The sequence below is a fragment of the Xanthomonas sp. F10 genome (genome assembly GCF_014206815.1).
Lineage (GTDB): Bacteria > Pseudomonadota > Gammaproteobacteria > Xanthomonadales > Xanthomonadaceae > Xanthomonas_A > Xanthomonas_A indica.
In genome coordinates, this window is sequence record NZ_JACHNP010000001.1 from 802,626 (window position 1) to 814,040 (window position 11,415).

Annotated in this window: 10 protein-coding genes; 5 read left to right on the forward strand and 5 right to left on the reverse strand. The window is 69.6% G+C overall.

Annotated elements, in window-relative coordinates:
* Window positions 1–95 precede the first annotated feature (95 nt).
* Window positions 96–980: a protease HtpX gene (gene htpX, locus FHR56_RS03595; protein WP_160945975.1), complete on the forward strand. Its 885-nt coding sequence runs from the start codon at window positions 96–98 to the stop codon at window positions 978–980.
* A gap of 83 nt (window positions 981–1,063) precedes the next feature.
* Here the strand turns inward: htpX and FHR56_RS03600 are convergent, their stop codons facing one another.
* From FHR56_RS03600 to FHR56_RS03610, 3 genes are all read right to left on the reverse strand, one after another.
* Window positions 1,064–3,136: a GGDEF domain-containing response regulator gene (locus FHR56_RS03600; RefSeq protein ID WP_160945976.1), complete on the reverse strand. Its 2,073-nt coding sequence runs from the start codon at window positions 3,134–3,136 to the stop codon at window positions 1,064–1,066.
* Between the two features lie 234 nt (window positions 3,137–3,370).
* Window positions 3,371–4,567, reverse strand: a complete 1,197-nt coding sequence (locus FHR56_RS03605; protein ID WP_160945977.1) for an NAD(P)/FAD-dependent oxidoreductase — start codon at window positions 4,565–4,567, stop codon at window positions 3,371–3,373.
* Window positions 4,564–5,109, reverse strand: coding sequence for a YaeQ family protein (locus tag FHR56_RS03610; protein ID WP_160945978.1), 546 nt, complete (start codon window positions 5,107–5,109; stop codon window positions 4,564–4,566). Before FHR56_RS03610 ends, FHR56_RS03605 begins: the two co-directional genes overlap by 4 nt.
* A gap of 486 nt (window positions 5,110–5,595) precedes the next feature.
* On the opposite strand from FHR56_RS03610, the gene FHR56_RS03615 reads away from it, so the two are divergent.
* Window positions 5,596–5,805, forward strand: coding sequence for a cold-shock protein (locus FHR56_RS03615; protein ID WP_019796342.1), 210 nt, complete (start codon window positions 5,596–5,598; stop codon window positions 5,803–5,805).
* 206 nt (window positions 5,806–6,011) lie between these two features.
* Complete coding sequence (locus FHR56_RS03620; RefSeq protein WP_160945979.1) at window positions 6,012–6,701, forward strand: glutathione S-transferase; 690 nt, start codon at window positions 6,012–6,014, stop codon at window positions 6,699–6,701.
* A gap of 33 nt (window positions 6,702–6,734) precedes the next feature.
* Here the strand turns inward: FHR56_RS03620 and FHR56_RS03625 are convergent, their stop codons facing one another.
* Complete coding sequence (locus FHR56_RS03625) at window positions 6,735–7,628, reverse strand: alpha/beta hydrolase (RefSeq protein WP_160945980.1); 894 nt, start codon at window positions 7,626–7,628, stop codon at window positions 6,735–6,737.
* A gap of 262 nt (window positions 7,629–7,890) precedes the next feature.
* On the opposite strand from FHR56_RS03625, the gene FHR56_RS03630 reads away from it, so the two are divergent.
* Entirely contained in the window at window positions 7,891–9,462 is a 1,572-nt protein-coding gene (locus FHR56_RS03630; protein ID WP_160945981.1) for a YdiU family protein, read from the forward strand.
* Between the two features lie 19 nt (window positions 9,463–9,481).
* Here FHR56_RS03630 and FHR56_RS03635 read toward each other — a convergent pair whose 3' ends face one another.
* Window positions 9,482–10,186, reverse strand: coding sequence for a TetR/AcrR family transcriptional regulator (locus FHR56_RS03635; RefSeq protein WP_237473056.1), 705 nt, complete (start codon window positions 10,184–10,186; stop codon window positions 9,482–9,484).
* A gap of 62 nt (window positions 10,187–10,248) precedes the next feature.
* Here FHR56_RS03635 and FHR56_RS03640 point away from each other — a divergent pair, with 62 nt between their 5' ends.
* Entirely contained in the window at window positions 10,249–11,409 is a 1,161-nt protein-coding gene (locus FHR56_RS03640) for an efflux RND transporter periplasmic adaptor subunit (protein ID WP_160945982.1), read from the forward strand.
* Window positions 11,410–11,415 lie beyond the last annotated feature (6 nt).

Consider the following 11,415-nt stretch of genomic DNA (forward strand, 5'->3'; position numbering starts at 1 on the left):
GAATCCTCGGTCAGGTACGTGCTTGAATTCAAGCGGCCGACACCGCAGATTCGAGCCAATCCCGACCATTTAATCAGTGCGGAGCCCACGCTCACATGTTCAATCGCATCGTCCTGTTCCTCATCACCAACCTGGCGGTGCTGGTCCTGGCCGGCATTGTCATGTCCGTGTTCGGGGTCAACCCGAACCAGATGGGCGGCCTGCTGGTGATGGCCGCGATCTTCGGCTTCGGCGGCTCGCTGGTCTCGCTGCTGCTGTCCAAGTTCATGGCCAAGCGCGCCACCGGCGCGCAGGTCATCACCGAGCCGCGCAACCACACCGAGCGCTGGTTGCTGCAGACCGTCCAGCGCCAGGCGCAGGCCGCCGGCATCGGCATGCCCGAGGTCGCCGTGTATGACGGCCCGGAGATCAACGCTTTCGCCACGGGCGCCAACCGCAACAACGCCCTGGTCGCGGTCTCCGCGGGTTTGCTGCAGAACATGACCGAGGACGAGGCCGAGGCGGTGCTGGGCCACGAGATCAGCCATATCGCCAACGGCGACATGGTGACCATGGCGTTGCTGCAGGGTGTGCTCAACACCTTCGTGATCGTGCTGGCGCGTGTGGTCGGCGGCGTGGTCGACAGCTATCTGTCGGGCAGCCGCGACGGCCGCCGCGGCCTGGCCTACTACGCGATCGTGATGGTGCTGGAACTGGTGTTCGGCCTGTTCGCGACCATGATCGCGATGTGGTTCTCGCGCTACCGCGAGTTCCGCGCCGACGCCGGCGGCGCCAGCCTGGCCGGCCGCGCCAAGATGATCGCCGCGCTGCAGCGACTGGAGCTCAACCACGGGCAGAGCACCTTGCCGGCGCAGGTGCAGGCGTTCGGCATCGCCGGCGGCCTGGGGCAGGGCCTGCGCAAGTTGTTCATGAGTCACCCGCCGTTGGCCGAGCGCATCGCCACCCTGCGCGCCGCGCAGGTCAACGCAACTGTGAGCTGATCCACCGTGGGATCGAGACGCCGACCGGCGAAGCCGGTCGGCGCTTTGCGAATCCCCACTCCCCAATCCCGAATCCCGGCCCTTCAGGCAAAATCGAAATTCATCCCCGGCCCGGCCAGGCCGACGAACTCGCCCTGCACGTAATCGACGCCGGCACTGAACAGCAGGCTCATCGAGGTCGCGTCGGAGACGAACTCGGCGATGGTGCGGATGCTTGCCGACTGCGCGCGTGCGGTGATCTCGCGGATCTTGTCCTGGTGTTCGCGGGTCTGGGTCAGGTCCTGGGTGAAGCCGCGGTCCAGTTTCAGGAACGAGGGCTGGAAGTGCGCCAGCAGCTGGAACGAGTCCAGGCCGGAGCCGAACTGTTCCAGCCCGACCTTGCAGCCCAATGCGGTCGCGTCGGCCAGGAACTGCTGTGCATTGCGCAGGTGGGTGAACACCTTGGCTTCCGGCGTCTGCAGCCACAGGCGGTCGCCGGGCACGCCGTGCGTCTCCAGTTCGCGCCGGATCAGGTCGACCATCTGCGTGTCGGCGAAGGCCTCCGGGCTGACCTTGACCAGCAGGCTGGTGGCGTGGCCGGCGCGTTGGCGTTCGCCGATCACGGCAATCGCGCGGGCCACCACCCAGCGGTCGATCTCGGCGGTCAGGCCATGCTCGGCGGCGATGCCGAGGAAGGTCGACGGGCCGATCAACTCGTCGTTGCGCTCCAGGCGCAGGTAGGCCTCGTACAACTCGTGCTGGTCGCCCTGCAGGTTCAGCACCGGCTGGTAGTGCAGCAGGAAGCCGTCGCCGGCCAGCGCCTCGCGCAGGTGCTGCACCCAGCGCTGCACGCGCTCTTCCTCGAGCCGGTCGGCCGCGCCGGGATCGAAGATCTTGCAGGCATTGCCGCCGAGTTCGACGGTGGCCTGCACGTTCTCGCTGGCGCGGGCCAGGACCTGGCCGACGCTGGCGATCTTCTCGCCGATCTGCACGCCGCCGATGCTGACGGTGACCGTGGCCGAGCGCTCGCCGACGCTGAACACGTGGCTGGCGTAGGCCTGCAGCAGGCGCTCGGCCAGCGCCGCGGTGCGCGCGTAGTCGCCTTCCAGCAACAGCGCGAAGTTGTGCTCGCCGAAGCGCGCCGCCTGCACGTCGCCGTCGATGGCCGCGGCCAGGTGCTGGGCCAGCGCCGCGACCAGCGTGTCGGCCGAGTCCAGGCCGATGTCGGCCAGCAGCCGCGCGTAATGATCCGGCTCGACCAGCAGGAAGCCGTACTGGCCTTCGCCGCGGCCGACCTGGGCCACCGCCGTTTCCAGTGCCAGCATGAAGGTCGGGCGGTTGAGCAGGCCGGTGACCTGGTCGCGCTGGCGCAGGTCCTCGACCTCGCGCGCCAGCTCCGGGTCGAACTCCTCGCGGCGGCGGAACACCACCTGCACGCAGGCCTCGCCCTCGTAGCTGGCGGTGGCGAACTCCATCGTCGCCGGAAAGCTGTCGCCTTCCAGGGTGCGCGCGTCCACCTGGTACTGCGCCGGCGGTGGCTCGCCCTTGCTGAGCGACTTCAGCAATTGCTTGAAGCCTTCCACGTGTTGCGGGGCGACCATGTCCAGCAGCGACACGCCTTCGACGTCGTCGAACGTGTCGAACCCGAACATCTCCAAATAGGCGTCGTTGGCACGGATGTGCATGCCTTCGTGGATGTAGGCGATCGGGTCGCGCGAGGAGGCGATCAGCGCGTCGCAGCGGCGCTCGGTCTCGCGCATCTGCGCCTCGATCCGGCGCAGCCCGCGCCGCGCCTGCAGATCGGCCCAGGTGGTACGGACCACCGCCAGCAGGTGCTCGGGGCGCTGCCGCAGCGCGATCGCGCGCGCGCCGCCGGCCACGGCCTCCAGCCATTCTTCCTCGTCGATGCGTTCGGCCAGCACGATGACCGGGATGTCCTTGCCGCTGGCCGCGACCCTTTGCAGCACCTGCGGCAGGGGGATCGACTGGGCCTGCGCGCTGAGCACCAGGTCGATCGGCTGGGCGGCCAGCATCGCCCCCAACTCCTCGGCGTGCTGCGGCCGCGACGGGCGCACGGCGATGCCGCTGTTGCGCAGGCTGCTGACGATCGCCTCGGCGTCTTCGCCGCTGTCGTCGACGATCATCAGGCGGAGGGTGATGTCTTTGCCTGTGTGCATGAAGCCTCCCGGGGACGGGGTTTAATACACGATGGCCGCTGCGGCGTCCATGGATGAGGGGCCGGGATTGGGGATTCGGGATTGGGGATTGGCAGTCAAGCGGAGATTCGGGATTAGGGATTGGGGATTCGCTAAGGCTTGCTCCGCTTGTGCTGGTCGGCTTTGGGGGATTCGGGACCCTTCAGCCGTCATGAACCGCCTTGGCGAATCCCGAATCCCTAATCCCCGCGGCGGTCACGCCGCCATGCCTGCCGCATGGCCCGAGGCCCAGGCCCACTGGAAGTTGTAGCCGCCCAGCCAGCCGGTGACGTCGAGCACTTCGCCGACGAAGTACAGGCCAGGCACGCGCCGCGATTCCATGGTCGAGGACGACACCTGATCGGTGTCCACGCCGCCCAGGGTGACTTCGGCGGTGCGGTAGCCCTCGGTGCCGCTGGCCACCAATGGCCAGGCGCCGAGCAGTTCGGCGGCGGCGCGCAACTGCGGCTCGTCCAGTTGGCGTACCGGCTTGTCCGGCAGCCACACCTCGCATAGCCGCTGCGCGAAGCGGCGCGGCAGCGCCTCGCCCAGCACCGTGCGCAGTTCGGCGGAGCCGCGCAGGCGTTTCTGTTCGCGCAGCCAGGCCGCGGCGTCCTGCCCCGGCAGCAGGTCCAGCCGCAGGTCGTCGCCCGGCTGCCAGTAGGAGGAGATCTGCAGGATCGCCGGGCCGCTGACCCCGCGGTGGGTGACCAGCATGAAGTTCCGGAAGCTTGCGCCGTTGCACCTGGCCTCCACCGGCAAGGCCAGGCCCGAGAGGTCGTGCAGGCGTTCCTGATGCTTGCCGCTCAGGGTCAGCGGCACCAAGCCGGCTCGGGTCGGCAGCAGCGCATGGCCGAACTGCCGCGCCAGCTCGTAGCCGAAGCCGCTGGCGCCGAGGCTGGGAATGGACAGGCCGCCGGTCGCCACCACCAGCGAATCCGCATGCACCGGGCCGTCGTCGGTGTCCAGGCGGAAGCCCTCGCTGCCGCGCTCCACCGCGCGAACGCTGCAGCTGGTGCGCACCGTCACCGCGGCCGCGGCGCACTCGTCCACCAGCATGCGCACGATCTGCTTGGAGGAGATGTCGCAGAACAGCTGCCCCAGTTCCTTCTCGTGATAGGCGATGCCGTGGCGTTCGACCAGGTCGATGAAGTCGGTGGGGCGGTAGCGGGCCAGCGCCGACTTGCAGAAGTGCGGGTTGGCCGACAGGAAGTTGCCCGGTCCGGTGCCGGTATTGGTGAAGTTGCAGCGGCCGCCGCCGGACATCAGGATCTTCTTGCCGACCTTGTTGGCATGGTCGATCACCCGCACCCGCCGCCCGCGCTGGCCGGCGGCGATCGCGCACATCAGCCCGGCGGCGCCGGCGCCGATCACCACGACGTCGGTGCGGAGGGGGACGGTCCCGGCGCTCATGTCGCGACTTTGCGCACCGTGGGCACGAACACGACGCTGCCGTTGTCGCCCAGCCACTGCACTTCGCCGTCCTGGATCATCACGTCGAAGCGCATGCTGCGCTGGATCAGCTCGGCCGCGGCGGCGACCGCGTCGGCCGGCAGGTCGATCACCTGCACCTGCTTGAGCTTGCCCAGCGCCGAGGCGTTCTTGTCCCACCAGATGTCGGCGGCGCGACCGCCGTAGTTGGCGACCACCACCGAGCGCGCCCGGCCGCAGGCCTTGCGCACCCGCGATTCGTCGGGCTGACCGACCTCGATCCATTGCTCGATGGCGCCGGTATAGTCCATCCGCCACAGGTCGGGCTCGTCGTCGCTGCTCAGGCCCTTGCCGAACAGCAGACGCTCCTCGGCGTACAGGGCGAAAGTCAGCAGGCGTGCCATCAGCCGCTGGTCGGTCTCGGACGGGTGTTGCGCAAGGGTCAGGGAATGGGCGGCGTAGTAGCCGCGGTCCATGTCGGAAATCTGCAGCTCCGCCTTGCGGAGAGTGGCGGTGAGGGCCATGCGGCTACCGGGATCGAGGGCGCAATAGGATACGGTGTGCGGCGGCACCGGGCCTGGACCGTGCGTGGGACGCAGGAGATCGGTGCCGGGCGCGGGCTTCGCCGAGGCGAGCGGGGTGCCAATCGGCTGACGCGGACGCATTCTGCAGGTCGCGGGGTCATCCGCCGTTGCCCGGTACGCGGGCGGATTTGCGCAGTTTCCGCGGATCGGCAGGCGGATCGGCCGCGCTGGTGCTAACTTTAGGGTTGGGTTCAGCTTCCTTGTGGTGGATCCCGGTTTGTCTACACAAACATGTCGCTTTTTGACCGCGACCCGCGTATGGTGACCCCACTGTGTTTGCTAGAGTCACCGTGAATCGTGGCTTGGTGCAGTAGATCTCGCGATCCACTTCATCGTTCCGCTCGCTTTACTAACGCCTGCAACTCAGTCTCGGCCTCGATTTCCGATGGCTGCGATTTCTTCAATTCAATGTTTCAGGAGTTAGCAATGTCTGATCGTCAGAACGGTACCGTGAAGTGGTTCAACGATGCCAAGGGCTTCGGCTTCATCACCCCGGAAAGCGGCCCGGACCTGTTCGTGCACTTCCGTGCCATTCAGGGCACCGGCTTCAAGTCGCTGCAGGAAGGCCAGAAGGTGACCTTCGTCGCCGTGCAGGGCCAGAAGGGTATGCAGGCTGACCAGGTGCAGGCCGTCTAAGGACGCCCGCCACCGCAAGGTTGCCAGACGCCGGAAGCGCAAGCTTCCGGCGTTTTTGTTTGGGCGATCGCTTGTCTCGGGCATCGGTCGCGTCGCCTGCGGCGGCACCGCGGCCATGTCGCAGGCGCAGCGGCGATACGCCTGCATGCGCGGGTTCACACCTGCATCCGGCTACCATGGCCGCCCCGAGTTCCGGAGCCGTCGCCATGATCACCGTGCATCACCTCAACCAGTCCAGGTCGCAGCGCGTGCTGTGGTTGCTGGAGGAACTGGCGCTGCCGTACCAGGTGGTCAAGTACCAGCGCGATCCCAAGACCATGCTGGCGCCGCCGGAACTGCGCGCCATCCATCCGCTCGGCAAGTCGCCGGTGCTGGTGGACGACGGCCATGTCCTGGCCGAGTCCGGGGCCATCCTGGACTATCTGGTGGATCGCTACGACACCGGCTGCACGCTGTCGCCGGCGCCGCAGCCGCTGGATTCGCCGGAGCGCCTGCGTTACCGCTACTGGATGCACTACGCCGAGGGCTCGGCGATGCCGCCGCTGCTGATGAGCCTGGTGTTCGGGCGGATCCGCTCGGCGAAGATGCCGTTCTTCGCCCGGCCGATCGCCAAGGCCATCGTCGACAAGGCGATGCGTGGCTTCGTCGGGCCGCAGGTGCGCCTGCACCTGGACTGGATGGAGCGCGAGCTGGCCGAGACCGGCTGGTTCGCCGGCGACCGCTTCACCGCCGCGGACGTGCAGATGAGCTTCCCGGTGCAGGCCGCGGCGGCGCGGATCGGCCTGCAAACGCATCCGAACCTGGCCGGGTTCGTGCAGCGGATCGAGCAGCGTCCCGCCTACCAGCGCGCGCTGCAGCAGGGCGGCCCGTTCGAGTTGCTCGGCAGCGCGGACTGAGCCTGACGTGCGTCGGTCGCGGTGCTGGCCGGGTCAGGGCGCGGCGGGACGCGCCGGGCAGGCGCGCACGAAGGCGATGCTGTCGGCCATGACCGGCAGCGCCGGGTCGTCCTTGCGCAGCGCCAGCACCAGGCGCATGTGGCCGACGCCGGGATAGGTCTTCAGCTCCGCCGGCACCCCGACGCGTTGCAGCGCGGCCTGCAGCGACTGGCTGTTGTGCGGCTCCACCACCGTGTCGGCGTCGCCGTGCAGCAGCAGCGCCGGCGGCTCGTCGCCGTCGACGAAGTTCACCGGTTGCGAGCGCCGCTGCTGCGCCGGGTCCTGGCCGAACATGCCGATCAGGTCCGGGTCGGTCAGCGGCAGGAAGTCGTAGGGGCCGGCCAGCCCGACCAGGCCGCACAGCTGCCGCGGCGACAGGCCTTGCGCCTGCAGCCAGTGGCCATCGGTGGCCAGCAGTGCGGCGATGTGCGCGCCGGCGGAGTGGCCCATCAGCACCAGCCGTTGCGGATCGCCGCCGTAGTCGACGGCATGCCGCTGGCTCCAGGCCACCGCGGTGGCGGCGTCGCGCATGAAGCCGTCCAGGGTCACCTGCGGATACTTGCGGTAGTCCGGCACGATCGCGACCACGCCGTGCCGCGCCAGCGCTTCGCCGGCCCAGCGGTAGCTCTGGCGGTTGCCGGTCTTCCAGGTGCCGCCGTGAAAGAACACCACCACCGGCGCGTGCTGCACCCCGGCCGGGCGGTACACGTCCAGCGCCAGGCCGTGCGCGGCGTCGTAGACGATCCCGCGCTGTTCGCTGAGGCCGTGCCGCGAGGAACTGGCGTTGAGGCCGCCGAAGAACAGGCTGCTGCAAGCCGAGACCAGCAGCGAGGACAGGGCGATCAGGGCATTGCGGGGCCAGCGGGGCGGAGACGGACGGTCGGACATGGGCGATCCCGGAGAGGAGCGCGGAGCATGCCCGATGCGGGTGTCGGCGGCGAGTGGAGGTGGGGCGGGGATTCGGGAGTGGGGAGTGGTAAAAGCGGTGGGGTTGCAGCACTTGCGGTGGGACTTCGCGGCGGTCGGACCGTCACCCCAACCCCTCTCCCTTGGGGAGAGGGGCTCGGAATGCGCGCGGGGCACAGGGCATGCACCGTATGCTCACTCTTCGGCCTTTCCAATGCAGGCTGCGACTTCTAGGCTGTGCCCCATGTCTTCCTTGCGTTTCGACAATCGTTTCGTCGCCGAGCTGCCCGGCGACCCGGAAACCGGGCCACGGCGCCGCGAGGTGCTGGGGGCGCTGTGGTCGCCGGTCGAGCCGACGCCGGTGGCGGCGCCGCGGTTGCTGGCGTATTCGCCGGAGGTGGCGGCCTCGCTCGGGCTGTCCGAGCAGGAGGTGCGGTCGCCGCAGTTCGCCGCGGTGTTCGCCGGCAATGCGCGCTATCCGGGCATGCAGCCCTATGCGGCCAACTACGGTGGCCACCAGTTCGGGCACTGGGCCGGGCAGCTTGGCGACGGCCGTGCGATCTCGCTGGGCGAGGCCCTGGGCGTGGACGGGCGGCGCTGGGAGTTGCAGCTCAAGGGCGCCGGGCCCACGCCGTATTCGCGCGGCGCCGATGGCCGTGCAGTGCTGCGTTCCTCGATCCGCGAGTTCCTGTGCAGCGAGGCCATGCACCACCTGGGCGTGCCGACCACGCGTGCGCTGAGCCTGGTCGGCACCGGCGAGACAGTGGTGCGCGACATGTTCTACGACGGCCATCCGCGTGCCGAGCCGGGCGCGGTGGTGTGCCGGGTGGCGCCCTCGTTCGTGCGCTTCGGCAGTTTCGAACTGCCCGCCGCGCGCGGCGACATCGCGTTGCTGCGGCGCCTGGCCGACCTGGTGATCACACGCGATTTCCCGGAGCTGCAAGGCGCCGGTGGCGCGCGCGATGCCGCCTGGTTCGCCGACATCTGCGCGCGCACCGCGCGCATGGTCGCGCACTGGATGCGGGTCGGCTTCGTGCACGGGGTGATGAACACCGACAACATGTCGATCCTGGGGCTGACCATCGATTACGGCCCCTACGGCTGGATCGACGACTACGATCCGGAGTGGACTCCCAATACCACCGATGCGCAGGGGCGCCGCTACCGCTTCGGCACCCAGCCGCAGGTCGCGTACTGGAACCTGGGACGCCTGGCGCAGGCGCTGGCGCCGCTGTTCGACGACGTCGCGCCGCTGCACGACGGGCTGGAGCGGTTCCGCGCCGACTATGCGCAGGCCGAGCGCGACAACATCGCGGCCAAGCTCGGCCTGCAGGAGTGCGTCGACGCAGACGTGGCGCTGATGCGCGACCTGCTGGACCTGCTGCAGCAGGGCGAGGTCGACATGACCCTGTGGTTCCGCGGACTGAGCGCGTTGCCGCTGCAGCCGTGGACGCCGACGCAGGCGCTGGCGGCGCTGGGCGAGGCGTTCTACGACCCCGCCAAGCGGGCGGCGCAGGCGCCGGCGTTCGAGGCCTGGCTGGCGCGCTATGCGCAGCGGCTGCAGCAGGATCCGTTGCCTGCCGCCGTGCGCGTGGAGAAGATGCGGGCGGCCAATCCGCGCTATGTGCTGCGCAACTACCTGGCGCAGCAGGCGATCGATCGGGCCGAACAGGGCGACACCGGCGGCATCGACGAACTGCTCGAGGTGATGCGGCATCCCTATGACGAGCAGCCAGGGCACGAGGCCTTCGCGGCGAAGCGTCCGGACTGGGCGCGCACCCGGGCCGGTTGTTCGATGCTGTCGTGCAGTTCCTGAGCGGGACCGGCGCGTGCGCTCAGGGCGGCGTCGCACCGCGGTAGCGCCAGGCGGCCAGGAAGGTCGCCACCACTTCCTCCGCCAGCGCCTGCTGGGTGGCCGCGTCCGGCGCCTGCCCATTGAGCATCGCGCCGGGGTACGCGTAGCCGAAGGTGGCGCCGATGAAGGCGGTGGCGGCGAGGAAGGGCGTGTCGACCTGCACGTCGCCACGTGCGTGCAGGGCCTGCAGCAAGGCGCCCAGGCGCTCGCGCAGGCGGCCGGCGCGGCGTTGGTGCAGCGACTGCAGCAAGTCCGGCATCTGCGCGCTGGCCTGCACCAGCAGGCGATGCAGGCGCAGGGCGTCGGGCGCGTACAGGTGCGCCGGCACGGTCACCGCGATCTGCCGCAGGGTCGCGGGCAGATCCTGCGCGGTGGCGCTGCCGATGTTCTCGAAGCGTGCCTGCAGTTCCTCGTTCAAGGCTTCGAATACCTGCATCAACAGCTCGGCCTTGCTGGAAAAATGGTTGTACAGGCTTTGCCGGGTCAACCCGGCCTGGCTGGCGATCTGTTCCAGCGACACCTCCAGCCCATGCTCCAGCAGCAGCGTGCGCGCCGCCGCCAGCAGGCGCGGTCGCGCCAGCGCCGGCCGGCCACGCGGCCGCGCAGGCGTGACCGATGCCGACGACGCGGGCGTCGTGGCCGCTGACTGCCCCTCCTTGCCGCGAAGGGTTGTGCCTCCCTTCATGTTTGTTTTTTTGTCTTTGAGTAAATTAAATGATCCTCCTCGTCGTCCCCAGGATCAAGCGCATGTCCGCGCCTCTCGTCCAGCGCCGCTGCGCGCTGCCGTTGCTGCTGTCCGCCGTCGTGCTCGCGTTCGCCGGCTGCAAGGGCGGAGGCACGGCCCCGACGCCGGCCGCGAAGACGGTGGAGGTGGTGACCCTGCAGCCGCAGCCCGTGCCGTTGAGCGTGGAGCTGGCCGGGCGCACCGTCGCGTCGGAAGAATCGGAGGTGCGGCCGCAGGTCAGCGGCATCCTGCGCCAGCGGCTGTTTGAGGAGGGCGCCACCGTGCGCGCCGGGCAGCCGCTGTTCCAGATCGAGCCCACCCTGTACCAGGCCGCGGCCAATCAGGCGCAGGCCAATCTGGCCACCGCCGAGGCCACGCTCGCCGCGGCCACGTTGCGTGCCGAGCGCTACCGCACCCTCGGCAAGACCCAACTGGCCGCGCAGCAGGATGTGGACGATGCACAGGCCGCCTACAAGCAGGCGCTGGCCAGTCGCGACGCGCAACGCGCGGCGCTGGACACCGCCCGCACGCAGCTGCGCTTCGCCACGGTGCTGGCGCCGATCGGCGGGCGCATCGGCCGCGCGCGGGTGACGCCGGGCGCGCTGGTCACCGCCAACCAGACCGACGCCATCGCCAAGATCCAGCAACTGGATCCGATGAACGTGGACATCACCCAGTCCGGCAACCAGTTCCTGGCGCTGCGCCGGGCGATCGCCGCCGGCGGCGTGCAGCCGGCCAGCACACAGGTGCGGCTGACGCTGTCCGACGGCACCGAGTACCCGTTGCCGGGCACGCTGGAATTCGCCGACCTCGACGTGGAGGAGACCACCGGCGCGGTGACCCTGCGCGCGCGTTTCCCCAATCCCGATGCGCAACTGCTGCCGGGCATGTACGTGCGCGCGCTGGTCGGGCAGGGCGTGCGCCAGCAGGCGCTGCTGGTGCCGCAGGCCGCGGTGGACCGCACCCCCCGCGGCGAGGCGGTGGCCTGGGTGGTGGGCGCCGACAACGTGGTGCGCCAGCGCGAGTTCACCACGTTGCGCGCGGTCGGCGACCAATGGCTGGTCGGCACTGGCCTCAAGCCCGGCGAGCGGGTGGTGGTCGCGGGCCGGCAAGGCCTCAGCGACGGCGCCAAGGTGACGGTGAAGACCGCCGCCGCGGCCGCGCCTGCCGCCAGCCGGGGCTGAGCCGGC

Excerpts from the sequence above, each read along its gene's own strand:
- FHR56_RS03630 (WP_160945981.1), top strand. The coding sequence starts at position 7,891 with ATGTCTTCCTTGCGTTTCGACAATCGTTTCGTCGCCGAGCTGCCCGGC.
- FHR56_RS03605 (WP_160945977.1), bottom strand. The coding sequence starts at position 4,567 with ATGAGCGCCGGGACCGTCCCCCTCCGCACCGACGTCGTGGTGATCGGC.
- FHR56_RS03615 (WP_019796342.1), top strand. The coding sequence starts at position 5,596 with ATGTCTGATCGTCAGAACGGTACCGTGAAGTGGTTCAACGATGCCAAG.
- FHR56_RS03625 (WP_160945980.1), bottom strand. The coding sequence starts at position 7,628 with ATGTCCGACCGTCCGTCTCCGCCCCGCTGGCCCCGCAATGCCCTGATC.
- FHR56_RS03610 (WP_160945978.1), bottom strand. The coding sequence starts at position 5,109 with ATGGCCCTCACCGCCACTCTCCGCAAGGCGGAGCTGCAGATTTCCGAC.
- FHR56_RS03635 (WP_237473056.1), bottom strand. The coding sequence starts at position 10,186 with ATGAAGGGAGGCACAACCCTTCGCGGCAAGGAGGGGCAGTCAGCGGCC.
- FHR56_RS03640 (WP_160945982.1), top strand. The coding sequence starts at position 10,249 with ATGTCCGCGCCTCTCGTCCAGCGCCGCTGCGCGCTGCCGTTGCTGCTG.
- FHR56_RS03600 (WP_160945976.1), bottom strand. The coding sequence starts at position 3,136 with ATGCACACAGGCAAAGACATCACCCTCCGCCTGATGATCGTCGACGAC.
- htpX (WP_160945975.1), top strand. The coding sequence starts at position 96 with ATGTTCAATCGCATCGTCCTGTTCCTCATCACCAACCTGGCGGTGCTG.
- FHR56_RS03620 (WP_160945979.1), top strand. The coding sequence starts at position 6,012 with ATGATCACCGTGCATCACCTCAACCAGTCCAGGTCGCAGCGCGTGCTG.